Here is a 24,422-nt window from a genome sequence, read left to right as displayed (position 1 = left end):
AGATTTTTTTAGAGTCCTTTGATTTGCAATTAGACTCGGTCCAGCCAGCGCGCTCCGGCCCTGCTAACGCATGAAACCGCTTGAGATTGGGAATAATTGACTTTCATTATCGTGTATGTAATGATTGAGGCTTGCTCGCTACAACGTGAAGGAACGTGACGGATGGCTGATGAAAAGGATGAAAACGGCTCGGGCGCAAAGCTCACGCCTGTCGAAGGCATAAAGGAAAACAGTCTTGGGCTTTATGGCGCGCTCATAACCGAGATCGGCGACGCCAATCCCTACCTGAGCGATCCGTCGACGCAGCTCATCAAGCATCACGGCTCGTATCAGCAGGACGACCGCGATACGCGCACCGAGCGCAAAAAACAGGGGCTGGACTGGGACTACAAGTTCATGGTCCGTACGAAGTTTCCCGGCGGGGCGCTCAGCGCGGAACAGTATTTGGTGTGCGATGACTTATGCGGGAAATATGGCCAGGACGATTTGCGCGTCACCTCGCGGCAGGACTTTCAATTTCACGGCGTCATAAAAGGCAATCTGCGCCCCCTGATTCACGACCTCAACGTGTTCGGGAAGATGACGAGCTTCGGCGGCTGCGGAGATGTCGTTCGCAACACGATGGCGGCGCCGGTAGCGGATATCGATCAGCGGTACGCGAAGTGCAGCGCGGACCTGATCGACATTGCGCGGCGCATCAGCGATCACTTCATGCCGAAAACGCGGTCGTACTACGACCTCTGGATCGACGACGAAAAAGTGAAGACGCACGAGGACGGCACGTACGAGATTGCCGCGCCGAAGGAAACCGTCGAGGACCCGATATACGGAAAGACCTACCTGCCCCGAAAGTTCAAAATCGGTTTGGCGGCTGACTTCGACAATTCGGTCGATGTGTACACACAGGATGTCGGCATCATCGCAGTAACGAAAGACGGCGCGATTGTCGGGTACGAAGTGTTGGCCGGCGGCGGTCTGGGATACACGCACCGCAAACCGGAGACCTACGCGCGCATGGCCACGGCCATTGCGTTCGTGAATGAAGACGAATTGGTTCCGCTGCTCGAAGCGATCGTGAAAGTGCAACGCGATCACGGCGGGCGTGCGAACCGGCGTCACGCGCGCATGAAATACCTGATCGACGACTGGGGCTGGGACAAGTTCGCCGCGACGGTCTTCGAGTACGCGGGCCGCACCTACGCGCCCCCGCGCGGCGTCAAACCCACCGATCAGCCCGACTACCTCGGCTGGCACAAGCAAATTCAGCAGGGACTGAACTACGTGGGCGTGTGGATCGAGAACGGGCGCATTCGCGATTTCGACGGGTCGTACAAGTTCCGCAGCGGGTTGCGAAAGATTGTCGAGCAGTTCAGGTGCGGCGTGCGGCTGACGCCGCATCACAATGTCATCCTCTCGCATATTCGCGACGAAGACGTGCCGAAGGTCCAGGCGCTGCTCGATGCGCACGGCATTCCGACAGACGACGGAATCTCACCGTTGCGCCGCATGGAAATGGCCTGCCCCGCTCTCCCCTTCTGCGGTCTCGCGCTGGCGGAATCGGAACGCGCCATGCCGGGCATTATTCACGACATCGAAGCGGCGGGTCACGGCGACTCGGATGTGATCATTCGCATGAGTGGATGCCCGAACAACTGCTCGCGCCCACGCTCGGCGGAGATCGGTATTGTCGGGAGCGGATCGGATCGCTACGTCATCTACACCGGCGGCGATTTCAACGGCACGCGATTGAACGAACTCGTCGCGGAGAAGCTGACAGGCAAGGACATCGCGGCGGCCGTGTCCGCGCTGTTGAGCGCGTGGAAAGCAAACCGCAATAACGGCGAGCGCTTCGGCGATTGGTCGGCGCGCGTCGGTGTCGATGGAGTAAAACAGCACCTCGCGGGTGTTGTTCACGTATAAGATGGCTACCGTTGCGCAGACAGATTTGCTCGAACACCTTGAAGGCCTTGGGCCCGAAGAGATGCTCAAGTGGGCCTACGAAACCTACGGCGACCGCGCCGCGATCCAGACGAGCCTGCAGAACACCGGCTGCGTGCAGATCGAAATGGCGAGCCGAGTCGCGCCCAAGCTGCGCATCTTCACGATTGATACCTGGCGTTTGCCGGATGAAACGTACCAGGTCATCGATGCGATCGAAAAAAAGTACGGAATCAAAATCGAACGGTTCGAACCGGACCCGAACCGCGTGAAACAAATGGTCGATCGGCATGGTGAGTATCTGTTTTTCGACACGAAGGAGAAACAGGAATACTGCTGCACGATTCGCAAAGTCGAGCCGAATGAGCGTGCGATGGAAACGGTCGACGCGCTGATTACCGGGCGCCGCCGCGATCAATCGAATTCGCGAAGGAAACTCGCGAAGGCGGAAATCGTGCGGATGGAAACGCACGACGTCCTCAAACTAAATCCGCTGGCGGACTGGACCGAGGATCAGGTGTGGGCCTACATCCGCACGAACGAAATTCCCTACAACAAGCTCTACGACATGGGGTACACCAGCATCGGGTGCAAAATCTGCACCACGCCCACCAAGCCATGGGAGGACAAACGCGCCGGCCGCTGGCGCTGGTTCAACCAACTCGACCCGGATTCCAGCAAGGAATGCGGCATCCATTTAGGAGGCAGCGGGATTTGAGTTCCCCGAAAACATTGCTTTAGCATGCGCGGGGTGGCTTTTTCGATGAAAGAGATGACTATCCGCGTTAATTCAGAGGATGAGGTATATGATTGAAGTTAAAGAAGCAGTGAAGATTGCTTCTGCATACCTTCACGAATTACTCGACTCCGATGGGATCGCGGATATCATGCTTGAAGAGGTGGAACTTTCGGAAGACGAGCAGGAGTGGCATGTGACGCTGGGATTTCATCCGCGCTGGTCAGATAAGGGGCCGTTCGACACGTTTACAGGCAAGCGCATTCGGATATATAAGACGTTCACTGTCGATAGAAAAAACGGCAAAATATCGGCTATGAAGATCAGGCAGCTTCAGTGAACGAGCTTCTCAGCCTGAGCCAATCGCACAAGAAACAAGGGATTGTGGTTGACACCAACATACTTTTGCTACTCATAGTTGGGCTAACGGACGTTAATTGCATTACTTCTTTCAAGCGTACAGCTCAGTTCACCAATGAAGACTACTATGTTCTGCAAAACGCTCTCAGTCTATTCGACGTGCACCTTGTCACGCCGCATATATTGTCTGAAGCAAGCAACCTGATGGGGCATAGCGCAAGCCCTCCACCACCCGTGCTGCGCGCGAACCTTCGGCAAATCATATTCCAATGCAAAGAATTCGTTCGCGAGTCCGCAGTGTTGGCGCAGCGAAGGGAGTTCCTGCAGTTTGGGATCGCGGACGCTGGTATCGCCGAACTTGCCACGGGTGGCGCCGTAGTACTAACGGACGATTCGCAATTGTATCATTATCTTTCCGGCGTGGGCGGCAGTGCGGTGAACTTCAATCACCTCCGAACCTACGCTAAGGACCTCTGAGTCGGTGCATTCCCCAATCTATCGAAGGTCATACCGCCAGCTTGTTCCTATCACCGTCCGCTGGGGCGATATGGACGCCTACGGGCACGTAAATAACGCTATGTACTCGCGCTACTTTGAAACGGCGCGCATGAAGTTCTTCGAGTCGGTAAACATCTTCAAGTACAAGGAGGGTGAGCGACAAGCACCCGCGATTGTGTCGGCGACGATCAACTTCCGCCAGCAAGTTCAGTATCCCGCTGAGTTGGAGGCGGGCATCCGGTGCGTCAAGGTTGGTACGAAGAGCTTCACGGTCGAACACCACCTCTTCCGCGCGGGCACGGACGAGGTAGTGGCAGACGGAACGACAGTAATTGCCTGGGTGGATTACGCAGTGGGCAAGGCCGTGCCGCTGCCGGAGCCATTAAAAGAAGTGCTCGGCTCGTGTTCCAGGTGAGTTGTCGGGTTAGCAGGGACGAGTCGGCGAACCGTCGAAACCAAAACTGCTCAAATTGACAGTTTTTCTCCCCCTCTGGTAACATATTATCAACATATCATCTTCGGGGCAGGGTGAAATTCCCGATCGGCGGTACAGCCCGCGAGTGGCAATTGCCACAGGATCCGGTGGAACTCCGGGGCCGACGGTATAGTCCGGATGAAAGAAGATGACACTTAGACCGCAGGACGGTTCTGCGGGCGTGTTGCGTTTTGCGGGCGCGCTCCGGAGGCGTTTGCGGGTCTAGTGTATAGCGTCCCGAAGGTGAGGTGTACCTTACGGGACGAATTGTTTTATGGCCGCTTCGATACACGCACGCGCTACGGTTGACGCCGAAACGGATCGGCGCCACATGCGCCGCGCGCTCGAGCTTGCCGTCAAAGGCAAAGGCCGCACGAGCCCGAACCCGATGGTCGGGTGTGTCGTCGTCCGCGACGGACGAATCGTTGGCGAGGGCTATCACGAGCGTGCAGGCGCACCTCACGCGGAAGTGAATGCGATCCGCGCCGCGGGCGGCGACATCGCCGGGGCCACAATGTACGTGACGCTCGAACCGTGTTGCCACGAGGGCAAGACTCCCCCCTGCTCCGATCTCATCGTTCGTCACAAGCCGGAACGGGTCGTCGTGGCGATGCGCGATCCAAATCCACTGGTTTGCGGCGGCGGCATCGCCGCGTTGCGCGACGCGGGGATTGACGTCGCCGTGGGCGTGCTCGAACCGGAAGCGCAAACGTTGAATGAAGCGTTTGTGAAATATGTAACGCGGAAGATGCCTTTTGTGATCGCGAAGTGCGGCATGTCGCTCGACGGCAAGATCGCGACGCGCACGGGCGATTCGCGCTGGGTAACCGGCGAGGCGTCGCGCCGTTACGTCCATGAATTGCGCAACGAGGTGGACGCGATACTCGTCGGCAGCCGGACGGTAATGATCGACGATCCCAGCTTGACCGCACGGCTCGACACAGGCGCGAAAGACCCTATTCGCGTCATTGTCGATGCCGACGAATACCTCGCCGCGGACCGCCGCGTGTTCAACCAAGACAGCCCCGCGCCGACGTGGGTCGCGTTGCCCGTTGGGCAAGCCTTCGATGGCGCGGACGAAATCATCTACGTACCGGACGGGCCGGGCGGGATCGACCTTGTCGCCCTGATGCGCGAACTGGCCAAGCGCGAGGTAATGTCCGTCCTCATCGAAGGCGGCGGCACTACGCACGCGTCCGCGTTCGCGGCGGGCATCGTGGACAAGGTGATGTTCTTTGTCGCGCCGAAGATCATCGGCGGGCGCGACGCCATCACTGCCGTCGAAGGCGACGGCGCGGCGCGCATGGCGGACGCCGTGCAGCTCGAACGCATGACGGCGCGAAGCATTGGCGAGGATATTTTGATTGAGGCGTATGTAAAGCAGGAACGATCTTTATAGGTCCCATATGACCTATAGGGCCTATGCAAGAAAGAGCACCAGATGTTCACGGGAATCATAGAAGAGGTTGGCGCGGTATCGCGGCGTTCGGGATCGGACATTACGATTCTGGCGAAGTCCGTGCTCGAGGGCGCGCGCGAGGGCGACAGCATCGCCGTAAACGGCACGTGCCTAACGGTCGTGTCCTTCAACGCGGAGAGCTTCGTCGTGCAGGTGTCGCCGGAGACGTATAAGCGCACGACACTCGGCAATCTCAAGCCGGGCGACGCGGTGAATCTCGAACGCGCGCTTGCGGCGGGAATGCGCATGGGCGGGCACTTTGTGCAGGGACACGTCGACGGTGTCGGGCGCGTGCGTTCGGTGAAGCCGCAGGGCGAGTTCTCGCTGTGGCGATTTCAAGCGCCGACGGAAGTGGCGCGCTATCTTGTGCAGAAGGGTTCGATTGCGATCGATGGAATCAGCCTCACCGTGGTCGACCCCGTCGGCGACGAGTTCGACGTCGCCGTCATTCCCGCGACGCTGCAAAAGACGACGTTGAGCAGCAAGCGGCCCGGCGACCCGGTGAACATGGAAGCCGATATGCTGGCGAAACACATCTTTCAATTCATGAAGAACATGTCCGGCGGCGGCTTGACGATCGACAAACTCAAACGTCACGGATTCGCATAAAGAGACCCACGCATGAGAAACGAATCGGCATTGTGTTCGGTTGAAGACGCGCTCGACGAGTTGCGCGCGGGGCGCATGATCATTCTCGTCGACGACGAGGACCGGGAGAACGAGGGCGACCTTGTCATCGCTGCCGAGAAGATATCGCCGCAGGCGGTCAACTTTATGATCACGCACGGGCGCGGACTGGTGTGCCTCGTGCTCACGCCGGAGCGCATCGACTTCCTCGGTTTGGAACCCGTGACGAAGGACAACCGCTCGAAGTTCGGCACCGCGTTTCACACGCCTATCGAAGCCGCCAGTGGCGTAACCACGGGTATCAGCGCGTTTGACCGCGCGCATACGATCCACGTCGCCATCGACCCCGCGTCAAAACCCGACGATATCGTCTCGCCGGGACACGTACACACCTTGCGCGCCCGAAGCGGCGGCGCGATTGTGCGCGCGGGACAGACGGAGGGCTCGCTCGACCTCGCCCGGATGGCAGGGCTGAACCCGTCCGCGGTGATCTGCGAAGTCATGAGGGACGACGGCACCATGGCGCGCATGCCGGACCTCGAAATGTTCGCGAAGAAACACGGCGTCAAAATCTGTTCCGTCGAGCGCATCATCGAGTACCGGCGGCGTCACGAGAAGCTCGTGAAGCGCGTCGCGGAAACGTCACTGCCGACCGATTTCGGGCCGTTCCGCCTCGTCGCATATGAAACCACGGTGGACGACTACCATCACGTCGCGCTGGTGCTCGGCGATATCACGCCCGCGGACGAAGTGCTCGTGCGCGTCCACTCGGAGTGTCTCACCGGCGACGTGTTCGGGTCGCTGCGCTGCGACTGCGGCAGACAGCTCGACGAAGCGCTGCGCATGATCGCCGCGGAAGGCCGCGGAGTTCTGCTCTACATGCGCCAGGAAGGCCGCGGCATCGGACTCGTCAATAAGATTCGCGCGTACGAGTTACAGGACAAGGGCCTCGACACCGTCGAGGCAAACCTCCACCTCGGATTCCGCCCCGATCCCCGCGACTACGGAATCGGCGCGCAGATTCTAACCGATATCGGCGTCCACCGCATGCGATTGATCACGAACAATCCCAGCAAGCGAGTTGGTCTCGAAGCCCACGGCTTGGAAGTCACCGGGCGTGTGCCGTTAATTATCACACCGAATGAGGTCAATGAACGGTACTTGAAGACGAAGATGGAAAAGTTGGGCCATTTATTGGCCTAGAGGAGTCTTATTCGTGCCAACGGTAATTGAAGGTACATTAATATCAAAAGGCAAGAAGTTCGCCATCGTCGTATCGCGCTTCAATGCCTTCATTTCCGAAAAGCTGCTTGAAGGCGCGCTGGATGGACTGAAGCGCCACGGCGTCAAGGACGACGAGGTTACCGTTGTTTGGGCACCGGGCTCCCACGAGATTCCCGTTGTGGCGAAGAAGCTTGCGGCATCGAAGAAGTACGACGCGGTGGTCGCGTTGGGTGCGGTGATTCGCGGCGCAACGGCGCATTTTGACTACGTGGCCGGCAACGCATCGAGAGGTATTGCACAGGCTTCAATGGATACTGGTGTGCCGGTGATTTTCGGTGTGCTGACGACGGACACGATCGAGCAGGCTGTCGAGCGTGCGGGGACGAAGTCCGGCAACAAAGGCTTCGACGCGGCGATGGCGGCGATCGAAATGGCGAACCTGATGGAGCAGTTGTGAGCAAGGGACTGTACCCCATTTCGCACTGCGCGATTGTGCTTATTGCGGCGGGTCACCGCGAAATTGGGGACTGTCCCCGTGTGGGCATCCGACTATGAGCGCTATCAGTCCCAAGGTGCGCCGGTCCGCGCGCGAGCGCGCAATGCAGTTTATGTTCGGCTTGGAGTTCACGGGATACCCGTGGCAGGACTCGCTCGAATCTTTCTGGGCGGCAAACCCCTCGCGCCCGCCGGTGCGCCAATACGCGGACGCCCTGATCGCGGGCGTGATGGAGCGGCGCGCGGAGTTGGACGCGGAGATTGATACCGCGTTGGATCGATGGACGCCGGACCGCGTAGGGCGCATCGAGCGCAACGTGCTGCGCGTCGCGCTATTCGAGATGCGCCACGGCAACGGGGTGCCCGCGAACGTTGCGATCAACGAAGCGATCGAAGTCGTGCGCCAATTCACGACGGACGAGTCCGCGGCCTTCGTGAACGCGGTGCTCGATCGGTTGAAGGACAAGTGACCCCGGGCGTGCGTTACGCCGATCTGCATCTACACACCACCTATTCTGATGGCACGGATACGCCGGAACGCGTGGTGGAACGCGCGGCCGAACTCGGCATAGCCGGCCTGGCGATCACCGATCACGACACGGTCGACGGCGTCCCGTTGGCGCGCGACGCGGCGCAACGCACAGGCATCGCATTTCTCACCGGGACCGAATTGAGCGCGAAATTCGACGGCGGCGACATCCACGTGATCGGTCTCGGAATCGATGTTGCCTCTCCCCCGCTTTGCGCAGCGCTCGATCGAATGCGGGTGGCGCGCGTAACGCGGACGGCGCGCATGCTCGAACGGCTCGCGGCCCGGGGCATGTCGCTCGAGTTGGAAGACACCGCGCGCGAAGGCGTCGTCGGGCGGATGCACGTCGCGCGCGCGTTGCACGCCGCCGGGCACGCGAAGGACGTGCAGCAGGCGTTCGACAAATATCTCAAGCCGGGCAAGCCGGGTTACGTGGGCCAGGTGAAACTGGCCTGTTCCGAGGCGATCGATCTTATCCACGCAGCGGGCGGCCTCGCCTTTCTCGCGCATCCCGGAATCGGCGCGCCGCGTCGAAAACTTCTCGCACTGCTCGAATACCCGTTCGACGGAATCGAGTGTTATCACTCCAAGCATTCGCCCGGCCAGACGGATATGTTCCTGCAGATCGCTCGCGACCGCGGCCTCCTCGTGACGGGCGGTTCCGACTGCCACGGCGAAGCCAAGGGCCGCGCCGAGATGGGGCGCGTGCGCTTGCCAATCGAATGCTTCGAGCGAATCGCCTCCGCGGTCCCACCCCGAAGGGGATGATTCGCGCAATTGCATTGGACGAAGCGAAGCCGGTAAAATAAGTGTTGTCCTGCGCGGATGGTGGAACTGGCAGACACGCCAGACTAAGGATCTGGTCCCCGAAAGGGGATGGGAGTTCAAGTCTCCCTCCGCGCACCACTTTTGCTCTTCAGGCGGTCCTTTGGGGCCGCTTTTCTTTTGCGGTCTAACATGAAGGCCAAGTTTGTTGTCCAAATAGCCGAAAATCAGGCTAACGGGAGGGAGCGATGGAACGTACGTTAATTCCGGCAGGGTCGAGGTGGGAGCCAATAATCGGCTATTCGCGCGCGGTGAAAATTGGCAACGAGGTGCACGTATCGGGCACGGCGCCGTCGGGCCCGGACGGCAAAGTGGTCGGCCCTGGCGATCCATATGCGCAGACGAAGCGGTGCCTCGAGATAATCGAGGGGGCGCTCGCCAAGGCCGGCGCCAAAATGAGCGACGTGTACCGGACGCGGATGTACCTGACGGACGTGTCGCAGTGGGAAGCCGTTGGCCGGGCGCACGGCGAGTATTTCGGCGAAGTGCGCCCCGCGACGACGATCGTGGAAGTGTCGAAACTGATCGATCCCGAAATGCTGGTCGAGATCGAGGCCGACGCCTACATACAGTAACAATCGTCGCGTCGCCGCTCGCGCCGCGTTTCTCCGTGCGACATGTAATGCGTGCCGGTTTGCGGATATCATTCATCCTCGGGGGTGGAGGGGGAATTCCATCCCGTAGACCGGTAAAGGGGGACGTATGAGACACTCGCTCACTCGACGGCGCTTTGTCCAAACCGCATCGTCCGCGGCGTTCGCGATCGCGTCGTCGCGCACCGCGCTGGCCTCGGACGCGAATTCCGCGCTTCAGATCGGCTTGTTGGGGTGCGGCGGACGCGGCGCGTGGATTGGAAACCTGTTTCAAAAGCACGCGAACGCGCGCGTCGTGGCCGTACACGATTATTTTCAGGACATGGCGGATTCGGCCGGCGGCAAGCTGGGCGTGCCCGCCGACAAACGCTACGTCGGTCTCAACGGGTACAAGGAACTGCTCGCCTCCGGCGGCGTCGATGCCGTCGCGGTGATCAGTCCCCCCTACTTTCATCCCGAACACGCCATCGCGGCGCTCGAGGCCGGAAAGCACGTGTTTCTTGCTAAGCCCATCGCGGTCGATGTCGCGGGCTGCAATGCGATTGTGGAAGCCGCGGACAAGGCCGGCGGCAAACTGTCCATTCTCGTCGACTTTCAGACGCGCAGCAACGACCTGTACAAAGAAGCCATCGCGAAGGTCCACAGCGGTGCGATTGGCAGTCCGGTCTGCGGTCAGGTCTTCTACCACACCGGGCGGCTTGGCCTGAAAGCCAAGCCCGGTACCGAAACTGCCCGGCTTAGGAATTGGGTGTTCGACAAGGCGCTCTCGGGCGACATCATCGTCGAACAGAATATCCACGTTATCGACGTGGCGAACTGGATTCTGAACGCGCACCCCATCGCGGCCTGGGGTTCGGGTGGCCGCAAGGCCCGTGTGGATGTCGGCGATTGCTGGGACCACTTCGTCGTCACGTTCCGGTATCCCGGCGACGTGCTGATCGACTTCAGCTCGACCCAGTTTAACTACGGGTTCGACGACCTTTGCGACCGCATTTTCTGCACCGAAGGGACCGTCGAAACGCACTATGGCGGCGACGTTTTCATCAAAAGCAAACGCGGCGGCTGGCCCGGCGGAAAGACCGACCGCATTTACGAGGAAGGCGCCGTCTGCAACATCAAGGCGTTCTGCGCGGCCATCGCGTCCGGACAGCCCCTGAACAACGTTCGGATCAGCGCTGAAAGCAACCTGGCGGCAATTCTCGGCAGGATGGCGGCGTACGGGCAACGGACCGTCACCTGGGACGAAATGATGGCGTCCGGCGACAAACTTGACGCGAGGCTCGCTCTCCCGGAAAATGGCCCCGCCACGCCCCGCGAGATGCCCGCCTGATCCGGGAATACTGGGGCGGGCTTCGAGAGTTTCGGTCTGAGAGTGACACGGCAAACGCCAGACCACAAGTGTGAGGAGGATTCTCGTTCATGCCACCCCTGTACGATCCCGAGGCCGTGCGGCCAATGTGGGAAGAACTGGCCGCCGTTGGGATTCGGCCGCTGACCACCCCCGAAGAGGTAGACGCGGTGCTCGGCCCGGACACGAAGGGTACGACCTTGCTCGTGATCAACTCCGTGTGCGGCTGCGCCGCGGGCGGCTGCAGGCCCGGCGTCATGCTGGCGCTGCAAAACGACCTCATCCCCGATCACCTCGTCACGGTGTTCGCCGGCGTCGACCGCGAGGCGACCCAGCGCGCCCGCGAATTCATGCCGCAGATTCCTCCGTCGTCGCCGAACATCGTATTGTTCAAAGACGGCAAGCCGACGCATGCGCTCCAGCGGATGCACATCGAACGCATGACGGCGGTCGATATCGGCAACGCCCTGCGCGACATCTTCAACAAGGAATGCACGCGCCAAGGCCCCAGCGTCGCCAAGGAAGAATACGACAAGATCGATCCGGTGCAGCAGTGCGGATCGAGCATCCCGCTGTATCAAGGGAATTAGAGCGTCTTACGGTCGGCTGCGCCACGTGCTCGTGCTTTTGCTCGTCATCGTACTCGGTCTATTCTTCTCGTTCCCAGATTTCCGTTTGGGAACGTACTCCAACGGCGGCTCGTCCTCGAACGCCGCTTGAAAAGCGCTGCTTTCCCCCTTCATTGCCGATCGATTCGTCTTCTTGCTTCCCAGCTTCCTGACTTCCTCTCGTTGCATTCATCACTTTCCCCGCTTCTCAAAAGTCCACTCCTCCTCGATCGTCACGAACTCCCCCGTCTTCACTTGCGCGAGTGCGCCCTGCAACGCCGCGCCGTAACTCCCCGACCCCGAATCCAACACGCAAAGGAAGGTGCTTTCATTCGGCACTTTCGATTTGTCTACTGGCGGATTCACCAGCGTCCGCGTCCACGTGCCCGAATCGTTGGCGACGATCATTCGCGGTGCTTGCGCACCCAGCACCACGCCCCGCAACGCCCGCGTCGGCGGAACGGGAACCAACCAATACCGCCGCGACTTCACAACGCCGACCAGCTCGTCAGCGCCCGCCAATACGCGAATGTCACCGTCCGTCCGCTCCAGCCGCACCGTGCTCTTCACCGGTAGCCGCACCGTATTCCGCAATGCAAACGTGGATGGCTCCGCACCCGCCCGCTGCACGGTAACGCGAAACTGCGCCCGCGGCGCGCTCGCATCCAGTTGAATTTCCTTCTTCACGCGGACTCCGCTCGCCTCCGACGGCGGCCCCAACATCGCGATGTAATCATTCCTGACCTCCACCACCTCCGCCGGTCCGCGCCGTACCGCTGCGTCCTTGTCCGTATAGGGAATCACGTCCGTATGCAGTCCCCCAGCGTCCGCCCAATCCGTCCCCGCCGCCACGGCCTCATCGACGGAAAGCGACTCAACAAAGTTTTGCTTCCCCGCAAACCCGACGAACCGCACCGCAAACAACCGCGGTTCGACCTCGATTCGGATCGCGCCATTGTCCAACGAAAACGTCGGCTCGGCGCACAATGCCACCGCAAGCGTTATCAAGATACAAGTCATGGAAACTCCTCGAGTGACGCGGTTCGCATTGTGGAAGCAATCTCCTCACCGTTGCAAGGTCGCGGGCCACGCCACCGTAAATCGGATTACGTTTTTGTCATGAATCTGTGCATGTCGCGTTCACAAAAATCGATTACGCTGGGCAACAACAGAACAAGGGAGATCGGACGATGCGAATGCGGGCACAGTGGATTGCGGGCTTGGCCATCATCGGTTGTATGGCGGCATACGCCGCCGAGGGTAACGTCGAGCCGCACGTTTCGATTACCGTTCAGGGCGACTACCGCTACATCCAATCGAACGGAATTCCGAACCATCCCACGGGACAATTCCCGAATCGGGGAAACCCCAACACCATCGCGCCGCAGCAGCATACCTATCGCGTGCCGGCAAGGCCGCAAATCGCCGAGCGGGTCACACCTCTCCGGCGTATGCCGTTCGGCGTTGCGCTCAATGGGGTCCCGTTCGATCCCGGCACAGCCGAGTTTTGGAACCGCGACCCCAATTCCGGCTGGAATTACGAGGCGCTTTCCGGGCGAATCAACCTCGGCGTGGACCAACACCACGCCCACGTGCAGCCGGACGGTTCGTACCATTATCACGGACTTCCGACCGGACTGATCGACAATGCCACGCGCGACCGGATGACGCTGGTCGGCTACGCGGCCGACGGCTTTCCGGTCTACGCCGTGTACGGCCACACCGATCCCAAGGATCGGACGAGTCCGTTGAAGGAGCTCAAGTCGTCCTACCGGCTGAAGACCGGCGTCCGTCCGACCGGGCCGGGCGGCGCCTATGACGGCACGTTTGTCGAAGACTACGAATACGTGGCCGGCAGCGGCGACCTCGACGAGTGCAACGGCCGGTTCGGCGTCACGCCCGAGTATCCCGAGGGGACCTACCACTATTTCATCACGCAGCAGTTTCCGTTCATTCCCCGTGCATTCAAGGGCACGCCAGACCCGAGTTTCTTTCGGCGCGGGCCCGGGCCGGGCATGGGGCCGCGTCGCGGTGGACCGGGCACCGGCGGATTTCCCCCCGGCCCGCCACGACGCTTGCCGCCTCCGCCGTACGGGGGATATCCCCCGCCTCCGCCCCCGCGATGAGTTCCCGACTCGCTCCCAAGAAGGGGGGTGTCGAATCGAAAGTTGACGATTCAAGGGGGTCTGCCGCGGGGTGACCCATTGCCGCGGGGTACCCCGGAAAACACGTACTCGGTGGAATAAGGGTGTGATCGCATTGTATTTACAGGATTTCGGAGCGTAGGTGCACGATGACTCCGCCGTAGCCGCCGGGAAAATGCGCGGGCGGGGACCCACAGCCCCGTTGGCGTGGCGGCGGCGTCCGGAGGGGTGGTTCGACGCGATTGGGCAGGGATCGCCGACAGTGCGGTGTCTGCCACAGGTGCACTGCCCGGTGTTCGCGTCCATCTCTTCGATCCGCGCAGTCGTGTCCGCGCACCGGCGTGGCGAACGCCGGGCGCCCTGTACCGTCGTACGCGGTTCCATCGCATGTCTTCCTAATACTATGACCACCGCGTTGCACTTTCCCTGGCCGAGGCTGGTGTCTGCACCAAAGGCTTCGGGGGGCCGGTGGGCGGCAGATGGCGGGGTGAGTGCTCGAGGCTTGCGAAACGACCCCTATTTGATTGACGGATACTGCGGATGCTGGGGAAACTGGTGCGCGGAAGCTGAGCGCGAAGAACGAAGCGGAGCTTCTCAAGAGTGCGTTCCCAAGCCGGAGCTTGGGAACGAGAACATGAGGCCGGAGTTTGGGAACGAGAGTAAGCGGAGCTTCTCAAGCGAGTGCGTTCCCAAGCCGGAGCTTGGGAACGAGAACATGAGGCCGGAGCTTGGGAACGAGAACAAGAGGCCGGAGCTAGGGAACGAGAGTAAGCGGAGCTTCTCAAGCGAGCGCGTTCCCAAGCCGGAGCTTGGGAACGAGAACCATGTCTCAGGTTGGACAAACACGAGCGGGTGCGTTTCCAAGCCGGAGCTTGGGAACGAGAGCGGTACGGCGCGGCGTTGGACGTTTCCGTGGGCGTGTGAGTATAAGGTTGGAGAATTGAAGACGAAGTGTCGCCAACGATGCAGGGAGGGACGATGTACGAATCGCGGTGCAAGCTCCGGGCCTTATCGTTCCTGGTATTCGCATGTGCGTACGCGGGGGTGGGGCCGCTGGCCTGGTGTTCCTCGACCTTAATCCCGAGGTCGGCGTTGTTCAGCGAGCCGGACGTAACGGTTGTACGGCTGTCGCCCGACGGTGCATCCGTGGCGTATGTCGCCATGAACGACACCCGTCCGGAGGTGCGCGTTAGAGCGCTAGCGAACCCGTCCGATGACCACCGAGTCGACGAAGGCGTCGCGGGCAGCGTGCAGAACCTATGGTGGACGCCGGACGACGAATCAAATCTGATCTATCAGCGGTCTGCGGCCGATGGGACCCATTTGTACCTTCATCGGCAGGACGGCTCGAAGGCCGTCGATCTGACACCGATCGCGGGCGCGTCGGCGACGCTCGCACGAACCAGTCGCGCGGTTCCAGCTCGCATAGTGGCCGAAATCCGCGACACCAAGTCGAACGCGCGTGAACTCTGGACGGTCGATCTTGCCACGAGCGAGCGAACGCTGCTCGCCGATATGAAGGACGTGTCGCGGATTCATCTCGACAATCAACTTCAGCCGCGCGTGGCGGAGCGGCGCCGATTGGATGAGAGCGTGGAATTGTTGCGGCGTACCGAATCGGGCTCCTGGGAGGCTTTCCGGACCTTGGGGCCGGACCCCGCCCAGGTGTTGGGCGTAGCCGGACTACGCGGGAATGGGGAAACGCTCTATGTCGTGGACAATGCCGGTCGTGATCGGTCGGCGTTGTTCGAAGTGAATGTGAGCACGGGCGAAGACCATATCCTCGCAGAAGACACCGACGCGGACATCCGCCCAGTCGCAATGCTCGATCCGGAGACGGGCGAAGCCCTTTCTGCATCCGCCAACTTCGGCGCGCTGCGCCGATATCACCTGCGCAAGGACGTGAGCGATGGGTTTTCGTTCCTGGAACGCGCGTTGAAGGGCGACGTAGGCGTGAGCGAGGTGAGCGCGGACGGGCGGACCTGGCTCGTCGTGCCGATGGACGGCGGACCCACGAGGTACTTCGCGTACCAGCGCGACAGCGAGCGCGTTGTTCCGCTGTTGCCCATGTACAAATCCCTGGCCGGCCACGCGTTCGGGCGACGCGTGAGTCGCGTCGTCGAAGTCCGGGATGGAATGCGGCTTCCCGTGCATGTCTATCTGCCGCCTTCGGAAAAAGGCGACGTGCCCGCTGCGCCCCTGCCCACGATGATCTATGTGCACGGCGGGCCGCATGTCGCTTACCCCTGGGATTCGTGGATCACGAATCGCAACCTACAATTGCTCGCCGATCGCGGGTATGCGGTCGTTCGCGTGGAATTCCGCGGTGCGGGCGGCATGGGCAAGCGCGTGTGGGACGCGGGCGCCTTCGAATGGGGCGGCGCGGCGTACCGCGATGTGCTCGACATCACCGCCTGGGCGGTTCGCGAAAAGATCGCCGACAAAGATCGCGTGGGCATCTTTGGCTGGTCCTACGGCGGCTACATGGCGATGCAAGCACTGACCCAGCCCGGCAATCCCTACGCGTGCGGCATTTCGATGTACGGGCCGTCCGACCTCGGCGTCCTGCTTGCCCAGCACAAACTTTTTTTCCGGAAACGGATCGCGGATGAACGCACGCCCGAGGGGACGCGCATTCTTCAAGAGCAGTCTCCCATTCATCATGTCGAGAACCTGTCCGCGCCACTGCTCATGACGAATGGTGGACAGGACCGCGTCAATCCGCACAAGACCCAGGCCGATCCGTTTGTCGAAAAAGCGAAGGCCCGCGGAGCGCCGCTGACCTATCTCTACTTTCCAGACGAGCAACACGACTATCGCCGGCCGGAGAATTGGATTGCATTCTGGGCCGTCGCCGAACGCTTCCTCGCGGAACACCTGGGCGGACAATGCGAACCCTTCGGCGACGATCTGCGCGGCGCAACGTCGCTGCAAGTGGTCGCGGGCGAACAATTCGTGCCGGGGCTGGCGGAAGCGCTATAGCAATTCAAGTTTGCATGTGCCGCGGCGACATCCCCCTCAATCCCCCTTCAAAGGGGGACTTAATCCGACAACGCCGGTTTTTGCATGCCTGGAGTCTCACAACATACTGTACTTTAATGACTTATATATCAGTACGCTTTAATTCGTTTCTAGCGGACGCTCTATGATTGTAATACCTTATTCAACAGATACTTACGTCCACTTTTGGCCAGTAACCTGGCGTTGGAGGATTAAGAATCGCAAGTCGACGTTATTGGTACGGTGTTAACTCCCCCTTTGAAGGGGGATTGAGGGGGATGTAGTTTCTGCAGATCGCCGTATACAGGCACATGCAATCATGAACCGCTCCAGCACATCATCCAGCCGGAAAACCCGCGGAAAGATGTTTTCCTTTCGGATGGGGACCGTCGCGACGATGAAGTCCCGGAAAGACCCCTACGCGCGGAAACTCAAAAACAAGTCACGTCGCGCCTGGACCCGGAAATCAAGTTGCGCTGCTCGTTTGCACTAATAATCGGGATGTAACTACACTGTAGGTATGCGCGAAATCCGCTTTACGTGGGATCCGAAGAAGGCCACGGCCAATGTGGCCAAGCACGGGATTTCATTTGAAGAAGCGCGCTCGGTGTTTTTCGATGAACACGCTGTGGAGTTCTACGACGACGAACATTCCGAATGGGAAGACCGCTTCCTGCTACTTGGAATGAGTTCGCGACTGCGGTTGCTGATGGTCTGCCACTGCTTTCGCGAATCCGACGGAGTTGTCCGTATTGTCTCCACGCGCAAAGCGACCCAACGGGAATCCGCCCACTACCGGAGAAAGTGATATGAAAGCCGAATACGATCTATCCAAAATGAAGTCCCGGAAAAATCCGTACGCGCGCAAGCTCAAAAAACAAATCACGCTGCGCCTGGACCCCGAAGTCCTCGACTATTTCAAACAGAAATCAGCGGAAAACGGCATCCCCTACCAAACCCTAATCAACCTCTACCTCCAGGACTGCCGCACAACACGCCGCAACCTCAAGTTGAAGTGAGCACCCTAACACCCCGTGGCATGAGTCCTGTAGCGTCCGGTTTCCATGCCGGGCGGAATTGGGTAATATGAAGCAATGAAAAACAAACACATGGGTTCGAGCATTGATGACTTCCTCAAGGAGGAAGGTATCTTCGAAGAGACGTAGGCGCAAGCGATCAACAGAAGCCGCCGCGTGGCAACTCACCGAAGATATAAAAGAGTAGGTGGATGTCACTATTTATCGATTTGTCCTAAGTTCAGACCGCGGCGACCGCGCTGCCGCCATCCACTACACCCTCATCCAATCCGCCAAACGCCACGGACTCGATCCGTTTGCCGACGCGCGCGACTCCCTCCTGCGCATCGCCACCGAACCCAACATCGACCGCCGCCAACTCCATCCAGGCCGCTGGAAAGCCGCGCTTCTGTCCCGAGACCCGTTTCTTGCCCAGCGCGAGCGCACTGCGTTTCACCAGACACTTACGATGCTCCTGCACAATTGCGGCAGAGATTTCGCGAATAAACGCACCGATCCGTAACCATTAAAAAGTTTGATTCTCAAGCAGCCTCCCTATACTATTCATACATAGCGGAACATAATGAAAACACTAACTGGCTTCATGCCTTACGTATCCGCACTCTGTGATCTGTGTTTCGGGCGATGCATTTCGCGAATTGCATTCCTACTTATTTCGGAGCGATGCATGGGACTCTTCGAAGGTCTTGAAAAGTTGCTGAACGAGCACGGCTCCGCAGCCATCCTGAAGGAAAGGATCTCACTAGCAAACGACAAGTACTCGGCGCTCGAAGCACGAGTCCAGAGCTTAAGTTCTGAAAATGAAGCGCTCTGCATCGAGAACAACCAATTTCGAAAGCAGATAAGAGACCTTGAAGAGAAATTAGCTCGATCAGAAACTAACTCCTATCTTTTCAAGTATGGAATTTACTGGGACTCGACCGGCAACCCGTTCTGCCCACGATGCAGACTCCCAGTGAGTAATATCGTTTGGACAACGCACATAAACTGTCAGATTAAATCTTTCAAGTGCCCATGTTCCGACTCACCCATCGTCCTGTTTTCAGCTGGCGAGCCGATTCACGCGCCAGATGCTATGAAGGAAATGGCCAATGCCTAGTCATCGCGTCGGGAGTTGGTTGAGAGGTGGACGGCAGCGGTGACCGCAAACTGCAAAGACAAAGACGAGGCACACAATGAAACTGAGAGAGTTTAGAGTACGTGAATTTAGAAGCATTTGGGATTCTGGTCCAGTAAGAGTCGATGACCAGACGACCTGCCTTGTCGGTAAGAATGAAGCAGGTAAAACGGCGCTCCTGACGGCGCTTTATCGCACCAACCCGATCATTTCCGCCGATGGAGAATTCGACGAGACTTATGACTATCCAAAGCGCGAGGTCGAAGACTACCGTTTCGCGGTCGAAAATAAAGACCGAGAAGGAGCGGTTGTTGTCGAATGTAATTATGAGTTGGAGGACGACGATGTTGGTGCGATATCGTCCGTCTTTGGAGTTTCCGCCCTCAAAGGGAAGACGTTTAAGCGCAACACCTACTACGGGACCAGCAACAGCAAGTTCTTCTTAACTGTTGACGAAGCCGCGGCGCGGAAACACCTTGCTGACAATCCCGCACTGCCAGATGCGTTGAAACAGACCCTAACGACCGCGACTGACTGGACCACGTTTGCGACGGCCCTCGGTGCAACGGAAACCACCGAAGCGGTCAAGGCGCTCAGGGGACTCGTCGCGAAAGTTCAGCAGAACGGACTCGCCCACTACGTTCTTAATTCACTCATCTGGCCGCGTGCGCCGAAGTATCTCTATTTCGACGAGTACTACCAAATGAAGGGGCAGGCCAATTTGGATGCTCTCATTGCGCGCGAAGATGCGAATCAGCTGGAAGATTCAGACTATCCACTCTTGGGATTGATTAATCTAGCGCGTCTCGATCACAGGCAGCTGGTGCAAACGAAGAACACGACCGAACTTAAGAACAAATTAGAAGGAGCCGGAAACTATCTGACCAAAAGGATCGTAAAATACTGGTCCCAAAATCAGCACATTAAGATGGAATTTGATGTTCGTGACGGCAAGCCGGAAGACCCCGAGGACATGCGCCAGGGGATCAACGTCTGGGGCGAGGTTTACGACACGGTGCACTGGGCGCACACGCCGCTCGGTTCGCGCTCGCGCGGCTTCGTCTGGTTCTTTTCTTTTCTTGCCTGGTATGAGGACATCAAGCGTCAGAAGCAGAACGTAATTCTGCTCCTAGATGAGCCGGGCCTGTCCCTGCACGGCCGCGCCCAGGCCGACCTACTGAGATACTTCGAGGCCGAGTTGGGCGAACACCAGTTGCTCTACACCACGCATTCGCCTTTCATGATTGATTCGCAGAAGTTTGAGCGCGTGCGGATAGTACAAGACTTAGGTATAGATGCAAAGGAACAACTGCCGAAGGATCAGGACGGCACAAAGGTTTTGACCAATGTGTTCGATGCGACGGATGACAGCTTGTTCCCACTCCAAGGCGCGCTCGGCTATGAAATCCAGCAATCTCTCTTTATCGGTCCCAACTCGCTTGTCGTTGAAGGACCGGCGGATATGCTGTATCTGCGTGCCGTCTCAGCGCAGTTTGACCGCGAGGGTCGAACGGCCCTCGCCGAGGACTGGGTGATTACGCCTGTGGGCGGTAGCGGCAAGGTTCCGGCATTCGTCGCTCTGCTCGCTTCGCAGAAAGGCATGAACGTCGCAACGTTGCTCGATATTCAGAATCGAGACCGCACACTCATTGAAGATCTGTACAAGAAGAAACTCTTGAAGAAAAAGCAAGTGCTGACCTATGCGGAGTTCATCAGTCAAGAAGAAGCGGATGTTGAAGATGTGTTCGAGCGGGCGTTCTACGTCGAACTCGTAAATGGCGAGTTCAAGAAGGAGATGAAGACTCCGATGGCTGTTTCCAAGCTCAATACAAAGGAGCCGCGCACTTTACGCGCCATCGAAGCCTATCTAGCAAATAATCCCTTCAAGTCTGGCACATTCGGCCACTACCGGCCAGCGCGGTATTTCTCCGAAAACATCTCCGCCCTGTGGCCCAAGGTTTCCGATGCTACTAAAGATCATTTCGAGGCAATGTTCAAACAGCTCAACGCGCTGTTGAAATAGGAGGCGCGATGGATACACAGCGAAAGTGGCTGGAGGAGACTAGGGAGCTGACAATCGGTCATAGCGCAGGATCCGCTGCGCGGCCTGCCGCTGAAATGAATTCTAGGGATTAGGGATTTAGGGATTTCAGGGACGGGATTTCAGGGACAGACTACGAATTGCAGTGCTCCATAACGGGTACAGCGACGCAATGATTTCGATACGGGGAAATTCAGGGAATTCAGGGAAATTCAGGGACAGACTACGAATAGCTGTAGCAGATATATATTTCACAAAATAGACAGAAGTCAGGACGAGAAATGGCGTAGGGGTCCAGATCAAGGCTTGGACGGTGACGGGTTGTATGCCCGGCGCTAGTGACCCGACCCGGAGTGAATGTCGTAGCGCAAACACACGGCTCGCGTGTCGAAACGATGGCTCTCAACAAGGTTGAAGTTGCGGCGTGACGAGATTCGGAGAGCCGGCTTGCCGTCGCTGTGCCTCGGCGCGGGGGACGTACGTCCAGCCGATCTCCTGTGCGTAATCAAGGATGGGGGCTTGAACGGTCTTATGCTCGGCGGGGCGTGGGCATACAGAACGATTTTCACGGCGTCGCGCTGGCGGCAAAGGGGTTGACGACGGTCACGCCGTCGTAATTCTGGCCCGCGTTGAGGTCCTCGCTGTAAATCGTGTCGCAGCCCATCTGCCTGGCCGCCGCGATGATGGCTGCGTCCCAATAGCTGATCTGGAAGCGATGTCGCAGCTCGACCGCGTCCATGACCAATTCGCGGGTAATAGGGCAGACGGGAACGGCCGCCAGCGACTTCAGCAGCGCGACCGCCTCAGCCTGTCTTGCTACCTCGCTACTTCGCCTCCTCACTTCCTCGCTCCTGCAAAAAGTACGCATGTTTTGACGTGTTACAAAGGGGTCTGATAGGCTATTTTATTGGCGATAGTCGATGAACTGTAAGAAGTTAGGAAGTTAGAAAGTCAGGAAGCGAGGAAGTGAGCAGCGAGGTAGTGAGTAGCGAATAGCGAGTAGTAATGCAGGAGTGCGCATGGCTTTGGCTTCGTACAAGGGGCTGGCCGGAACCCATGTTGGGGGCGGTAGTCAAGCAGCCCCAAGGCATTACGGTCCGCATGCGGCGAGACCGTTATTAGGAGAATTCCCGTGGTAACCCGAGTCGAAATCTTCGATACGACGCTGAGGGACGGTGAGCAGTCCCCCGGTGCGAGCATGAACGTCCAGGAGAAAATCCAGATGGCGTTGCAGCTCGAGCGACTCAATGTGGATACCATCGAGGCTGGGTTCCCGATTGCGTCGGAGCAGGAGTTCGAGGGGGTGCAGCGCGTGGCGGGGGCGGTGAAGAAGCCGCGCGTAGCGGCGTTGGCGCGCGCGAACCGGTTGGACATCGAGCGCGCCGCGAAGGCCATCGAAAAGGCGCAGTCCCCCGTCCTCCACACCTTTCTCGCCACCTCCGACATTCACCTGGAACTGAAACTGAAGATGAGCCGTCAGGAAGTGATCGACCGCGTTGGCGAGTCGGTGCGTCTGGCGAAGAGTCTGATCGGGCGCGTCGAATACAGCGCGGAAGACGCGACGCGATCCGATCTCGAGTATCTTGCGCAGATCACGCGCACGGCCATTGACGCCGGCGCGGACGTGATCAACCTGCCGGATACGGTCGGCTACACCACGCCGGGCGAGATCGAGGAGATGTTCCGCTTCGTCATCGAGAGGACGAAGCCGTCCGATGACATCGTGTTCTCCTGCCATAATCACAACGATCTGGGGTTGGCCGTGGCGAATGCGTTGGCGGCGGTGCGCGGCGGCGCGCGTCAAATCGAGTGTTGCGTGAACGGGATCGGCGAGCGCGCCGGCAACACGTCGCTCGAGGAAGTTGTCATGGCGATGAAGACGCGGCATCAGGTGTATCCGTTCGACACGGACATCGTCGCGGAGGAAATCACGAACACGAGCCGGCTGTTGGGCAGCATTACGGGACTTTCGATCGCGTACAACAAACCGATCGTGGGGCGCAACGCCTTCGCGCACGAGGCGGGCATTCACCAGCACGGGGTTATCGCGAGCCGGATTACGTACGAGATCATGACGCCGGAGTCTGTGGGGCGCAAGAGCAACGAGTTGGTGCTGGGCAAGCATTCCGGCAAGCATGGTTTGTCGCGCCGATGCGCGGACCTGGGGTTCAAATTGTCCGACGCGGAAGTGCAGCAGTTGTACGAGAAGTTCATCGCGTTGGCGGACAAGAAGAAGGAAGTGTTCGAGGACGATTTGCGCGTGCTGATTGCGTCGATGCGGAACGAGAGCTTCGAGATTTATACGTTGGAACAGTTGCGCACGGCGGGCGGCGACCCGACGATTGCGTACGTGAAGTTGCGGCGCGGCAGCGAATCGTTCGAGGAAACGTCGACCGGCGACGGCCCGGTCGATGCCGCGTGCCAGGCGATCGAACGGATCATCGGCGTCAGCGGCCGTTTGCAGGAATTTTCGATCCGTGCCGCGTCGCCGGGAAAGGAAGCGTTGGGCGAGGCCCACGTCGCCGTGCTCCTCGATGGCAAGACGTTCTACGGCACCGGGGCCAGCACGGACATCGTCGAAGCCGCCGTACACGCGTTCCTCAGCGCGACCAACAAATACCTCGCGCTCAAGAGCACCCAGGAGCCCACTCCCATCACCGCCCAGGCGCGGTGATGGGGGCCCGGCTACGCTTGCTGCGCCCGGTGGATCGCGCGTTACCTGCGGCGGCAGGGGATGTGTGCAAACGGAGTCCCAGTGCTTGCACAACCTTTAGCACCGTCGCGAACTCGGGATTGCCTCCGGGAGACAGGGCCTTATAGAGGCTTTCACGGCCCAGCCCTGCCTTGCGCGCGACCTGCGACATTCCGCGCGCGCGCGCAATATCGCCAAGCGCCGCCGCGACAAGGCCCGGATCGCCGTCCTCAAAAACAGCCTCCAGATACTCGGCCATATCTGTTTCGGTCCGCAGATACTCTGCCGCGTCCCACGGGCGCGTCGGAGTTTTGACAGGTTTCGGCATTTTTGGTCCTTTACACGGTGCGCGCAATCTCTTGCGCCAGTTTGATGTCCTTCGGCTGCGAGCGCTTGTCGCCGCCGCCAAGCAATATTGCCACCGTTGCCCCGCGCACCGTAAAGTACACGCGATACCCGGGACCATAATCGATTCGCAATTCGGATACACCTTCTCCAACGGACTTGGTGTCTCCAGTGTTGCCAAGAGACAAGCGTCGTATCCGCGCGTTAATGCGCGCTTGCGCATGCCGGTCGCGCAGGCCGCGGAACCAGCGCGAGTATGCTTCGGTTTGCCTAACCTCATACATGGCGCGAGGGTATTGTATCCCAAAGGATACTGCGCCGCAAGTGCCTC

At 59.3% G+C, this 24,422-nt stretch carries 26 protein-coding genes, 1 tRNA gene and 1 riboswitch; of the genes, 22 read left to right on the top strand and 5 right to left on the bottom strand.

Annotation, left to right across the window (positions count from 1 at the left end; translation table 11 throughout):
* Positions 1-162 precede the first annotated feature (162 nt).
* From HUU46_05130 to HUU46_05060, 15 genes are all read left to right on the top strand, one after another.
* Positions 163-1,920 (top strand): NADPH-dependent assimilatory sulfite reductase hemoprotein subunit, encoded by a 1,758-nt coding sequence (locus HUU46_05130; GenBank protein NUM53007.1) that lies wholly within the window; start codon positions 163-165, stop codon positions 1,918-1,920.
* A 1-nt stretch (position 1,921) separates the two neighbouring features.
* A complete protein-coding gene (locus tag HUU46_05125; GenBank protein ID NUM53006.1) occupies positions 1,922-2,656 on the top strand; it encodes a phosphoadenylyl-sulfate reductase in 735 nt (244 codons plus the stop codon).
* Between the two features lie 88 nt (positions 2,657-2,744).
* Complete coding sequence (locus HUU46_05120) at positions 2,745-3,014, top strand: hypothetical protein (GenBank protein NUM53005.1); 270 nt, start codon at positions 2,745-2,747, stop codon at positions 3,012-3,014.
* Entirely contained in the window at positions 3,011-3,511 is a 501-nt protein-coding gene (locus HUU46_05115; GenBank protein NUM53004.1) for a hypothetical protein, read from the top strand. The genes HUU46_05120 and HUU46_05115 overlap by 4 nt, the downstream gene beginning before the upstream one ends.
* Positions 3,512-3,515: 4 nt before the next feature.
* On the top strand, positions 3,516-3,947 hold the full coding sequence (locus tag HUU46_05110; protein ID NUM53003.1) for an acyl-CoA thioesterase: 432 nt from the start codon (positions 3,516-3,518) through the stop codon (positions 3,945-3,947).
* Positions 3,948-4,042: 95 nt separating this feature from the next.
* Positions 4,043-4,161: riboswitch (FMN riboswitch) on the top strand.
* Between the two features lie 120 nt (positions 4,162-4,281).
* Positions 4,282-5,406, top strand: coding sequence for a bifunctional diaminohydroxyphosphoribosylaminopyrimidine deaminase/5-amino-6-(5-phosphoribosylamino)uracil reductase RibD (gene ribD / locus HUU46_05105; protein ID NUM53002.1), 1,125 nt, complete (start codon positions 4,282-4,284; stop codon positions 5,404-5,406).
* A gap of 42 nt (positions 5,407-5,448) precedes the next feature.
* The gene (locus HUU46_05100; protein ID NUM53001.1) at positions 5,449-6,075 is read left to right on the top strand and encodes a riboflavin synthase; all 627 of its coding nucleotides are present in this window, start codon (positions 5,449-5,451) and stop codon (positions 6,073-6,075) included.
* A gap of 12 nt (positions 6,076-6,087) precedes the next feature.
* Complete coding sequence (locus HUU46_05095) at positions 6,088-7,296, top strand: bifunctional 3,4-dihydroxy-2-butanone-4-phosphate synthase/GTP cyclohydrolase II (GenBank protein ID NUM53000.1); 1,209 nt, start codon at positions 6,088-6,090, stop codon at positions 7,294-7,296.
* 13 nt (positions 7,297-7,309) lie between these two features.
* Positions 7,310-7,774, top strand: a complete 465-nt coding sequence (locus tag HUU46_05090) for a 6,7-dimethyl-8-ribityllumazine synthase (protein NUM52999.1) — start codon at positions 7,310-7,312, stop codon at positions 7,772-7,774.
* Between the two features lie 94 nt (positions 7,775-7,868).
* Positions 7,869-8,282, top strand: a complete 414-nt coding sequence (nusB, locus tag HUU46_05085; protein NUM52998.1) for a transcription antitermination factor NusB — start codon at positions 7,869-7,871, stop codon at positions 8,280-8,282.
* A gap of 8 nt (positions 8,283-8,290) precedes the next feature.
* A complete protein-coding gene (locus HUU46_05080) occupies positions 8,291-9,109 on the top strand; it encodes a PHP domain-containing protein (GenBank protein ID NUM52997.1) in 819 nt (272 codons plus the stop codon).
* A gap of 51 nt (positions 9,110-9,160) precedes the next feature.
* A tRNA-Leu gene (locus HUU46_05075) sits at positions 9,161-9,247 on the top strand.
* A 107-nt stretch (positions 9,248-9,354) separates the two neighbouring features.
* On the top strand, positions 9,355-9,741 hold the full coding sequence (locus HUU46_05070) for a RidA family protein (protein ID NUM52996.1): 387 nt from the start codon (positions 9,355-9,357) through the stop codon (positions 9,739-9,741).
* 127 nt (positions 9,742-9,868) lie between these two features.
* On the top strand, positions 9,869-11,089 hold the full coding sequence (locus tag HUU46_05065; protein ID NUM52995.1) for a Gfo/Idh/MocA family oxidoreductase: 1,221 nt from the start codon (positions 9,869-9,871) through the stop codon (positions 11,087-11,089).
* A gap of 89 nt (positions 11,090-11,178) precedes the next feature.
* Positions 11,179-11,697: a BrxA/BrxB family bacilliredoxin gene (locus HUU46_05060; GenBank protein NUM52994.1), complete on the top strand. Its 519-nt coding sequence runs from the start codon at positions 11,179-11,181 to the stop codon at positions 11,695-11,697.
* A 210-nt stretch (positions 11,698-11,907) separates the two neighbouring features.
* On the opposite strand, the gene HUU46_05055 is transcribed toward HUU46_05060, so the two are convergent.
* Entirely contained in the window at positions 11,908-12,735 is an 828-nt protein-coding gene (locus tag HUU46_05055) for a hypothetical protein (GenBank protein NUM52993.1), read from the bottom strand.
* A gap of 170 nt (positions 12,736-12,905) precedes the next feature.
* Between HUU46_05055 and HUU46_05050 the strand changes: the two genes are divergently transcribed.
* The 4 genes from HUU46_05050 to HUU46_05035 all read left to right on the top strand — a co-directional run bounded on the left by HUU46_05050 (position 12,906) and on the right by HUU46_05035 (position 17,878).
* Positions 12,906-13,841 (top strand): YHYH protein, encoded by a 936-nt coding sequence (locus HUU46_05050; protein NUM52992.1) that lies wholly within the window; start codon positions 12,906-12,908, stop codon positions 13,839-13,841.
* 996 nt (positions 13,842-14,837) lie between these two features.
* Positions 14,838-16,841 (top strand): S9 family peptidase, encoded by a 2,004-nt coding sequence (locus HUU46_05045; protein NUM52991.1) that lies wholly within the window; start codon positions 14,838-14,840, stop codon positions 16,839-16,841.
* A gap of 538 nt (positions 16,842-17,379) precedes the next feature.
* Positions 17,380-17,667 (top strand): BrnT family toxin, encoded by a 288-nt coding sequence (locus tag HUU46_05040; protein ID NUM52990.1) that lies wholly within the window; start codon positions 17,380-17,382, stop codon positions 17,665-17,667.
* 1 nt (position 17,668) lies between these two features.
* On the top strand, positions 17,669-17,878 hold the full coding sequence (locus HUU46_05035; protein ID NUM52989.1) for a BrnA antitoxin family protein: 210 nt from the start codon (positions 17,669-17,671) through the stop codon (positions 17,876-17,878).
* A gap of 238 nt (positions 17,879-18,116) precedes the next feature.
* On the opposite strand, the gene HUU46_05030 is transcribed toward HUU46_05035, so the two are convergent.
* On the bottom strand, positions 18,117-18,332 hold the full coding sequence (locus HUU46_05030; GenBank protein ID NUM52988.1) for a hypothetical protein: 216 nt from the start codon (positions 18,330-18,332) through the stop codon (positions 18,117-18,119).
* A gap of 231 nt (positions 18,333-18,563) precedes the next feature.
* Here HUU46_05030 and HUU46_05025 point away from each other — a divergent pair, with 231 nt between their 5' ends.
* On the top strand, positions 18,564-18,995 hold the full coding sequence (locus HUU46_05025) for a hypothetical protein (GenBank protein ID NUM52987.1): 432 nt from the start codon (positions 18,564-18,566) through the stop codon (positions 18,993-18,995).
* Positions 18,996-19,071: 76 nt separating this feature from the next.
* On the top strand, positions 19,072-21,036 hold the full coding sequence (locus HUU46_05020) for an AAA family ATPase (protein ID NUM52986.1): 1,965 nt from the start codon (positions 19,072-19,074) through the stop codon (positions 21,034-21,036).
* 583 nt (positions 21,037-21,619) lie between these two features.
* Here the strand turns inward: HUU46_05020 and HUU46_05015 are convergent.
* Positions 21,620-21,895, bottom strand: coding sequence for a PIN domain-containing protein (locus HUU46_05015; protein ID NUM52985.1), 276 nt, complete (start codon positions 21,893-21,895; stop codon positions 21,620-21,622).
* A 291-nt stretch (positions 21,896-22,186) separates the two neighbouring features.
* On the opposite strand from HUU46_05015, the gene HUU46_05010 reads away from it, so the two are divergent.
* The gene (locus HUU46_05010) at positions 22,187-23,728 is read left to right on the top strand and encodes a 2-isopropylmalate synthase (GenBank protein NUM52984.1); all 1,542 of its coding nucleotides are present in this window, start codon (positions 22,187-22,189) and stop codon (positions 23,726-23,728) included.
* Here the strand turns inward: HUU46_05010 and HUU46_05005 are convergent.
* A complete protein-coding gene (locus HUU46_05005; GenBank protein NUM52983.1) occupies positions 23,709-24,074 on the bottom strand; it encodes a putative addiction module antidote protein in 366 nt (121 codons plus the stop codon). The two genes, HUU46_05010 and HUU46_05005, sit on opposite strands and share 20 nt — an antisense overlap.
* A gap of 10 nt (positions 24,075-24,084) precedes the next feature.
* Complete coding sequence (locus HUU46_05000) at positions 24,085-24,375, bottom strand: type II toxin-antitoxin system RelE/ParE family toxin (protein ID NUM52982.1); 291 nt, start codon at positions 24,373-24,375, stop codon at positions 24,085-24,087.
* Positions 24,376-24,422: the final 47 nt, after the last annotated feature.

This window comes from Candidatus Hydrogenedentota bacterium (assembly GCA_013359265.1).
Lineage (GTDB): Bacteria > Hydrogenedentota > Hydrogenedentia > Hydrogenedentales > SLHB01 > JABWCD01.
This window is presented reverse-complemented; position numbering and strand designations above follow the sequence as displayed.

Coding starts and splice junctions, on each gene's coding strand:
- HUU46_05000 (NUM52982.1), bottom strand. CDS start 24,375: ATGTATGAGGTTAGGCAAACCGAAGCATACTCGCGCTGGTTCCGCGGC.
- HUU46_05100 (NUM53001.1), top strand. CDS start 5,449: ATGTTCACGGGAATCATAGAAGAGGTTGGCGCGGTATCGCGGCGTTCG.
- HUU46_05070 (NUM52996.1), top strand. CDS start 9,355: ATGGAACGTACGTTAATTCCGGCAGGGTCGAGGTGGGAGCCAATAATC.
- HUU46_05125 (NUM53006.1), top strand. CDS start 1,922: ATGGCTACCGTTGCGCAGACAGATTTGCTCGAACACCTTGAAGGCCTT.
- HUU46_05005 (NUM52983.1), bottom strand. CDS start 24,074: ATGCCGAAACCTGTCAAAACTCCGACGCGCCCGTGGGACGCGGCAGAG.
- HUU46_05060 (NUM52994.1), top strand. CDS start 11,179: ATGCCACCCCTGTACGATCCCGAGGCCGTGCGGCCAATGTGGGAAGAA.
- HUU46_05065 (NUM52995.1), top strand. CDS start 9,869: ATGAGACACTCGCTCACTCGACGGCGCTTTGTCCAAACCGCATCGTCC.
- HUU46_05025 (NUM52987.1), top strand. CDS start 18,564: ATGGGACTCTTCGAAGGTCTTGAAAAGTTGCTGAACGAGCACGGCTCC.
- HUU46_05055 (NUM52993.1), bottom strand. CDS start 12,735: ATGACTTGTATCTTGATAACGCTTGCGGTGGCATTGTGCGCCGAGCCG.
- HUU46_05130 (NUM53007.1), top strand. CDS start 163: ATGGCTGATGAAAAGGATGAAAACGGCTCGGGCGCAAAGCTCACGCCT.
- HUU46_05095 (NUM53000.1), top strand. CDS start 6,088: ATGAGAAACGAATCGGCATTGTGTTCGGTTGAAGACGCGCTCGACGAG.
- HUU46_05120 (NUM53005.1), top strand. CDS start 2,745: ATGATTGAAGTTAAAGAAGCAGTGAAGATTGCTTCTGCATACCTTCAC.
- HUU46_05040 (NUM52990.1), top strand. CDS start 17,380: ATGCGCGAAATCCGCTTTACGTGGGATCCGAAGAAGGCCACGGCCAAT.
- HUU46_05035 (NUM52989.1), top strand. CDS start 17,669: ATGAAAGCCGAATACGATCTATCCAAAATGAAGTCCCGGAAAAATCCG.
- HUU46_05050 (NUM52992.1), top strand. CDS start 12,906: ATGCGAATGCGGGCACAGTGGATTGCGGGCTTGGCCATCATCGGTTGT.
- nusB (NUM52998.1), top strand. CDS start 7,869: ATGAGCGCTATCAGTCCCAAGGTGCGCCGGTCCGCGCGCGAGCGCGCA.
- ribD (NUM53002.1), top strand. CDS start 4,282: ATGGCCGCTTCGATACACGCACGCGCTACGGTTGACGCCGAAACGGAT.
- HUU46_05045 (NUM52991.1), top strand. CDS start 14,838: ATGTACGAATCGCGGTGCAAGCTCCGGGCCTTATCGTTCCTGGTATTC.
- HUU46_05020 (NUM52986.1), top strand. CDS start 19,072: ATGAAACTGAGAGAGTTTAGAGTACGTGAATTTAGAAGCATTTGGGAT.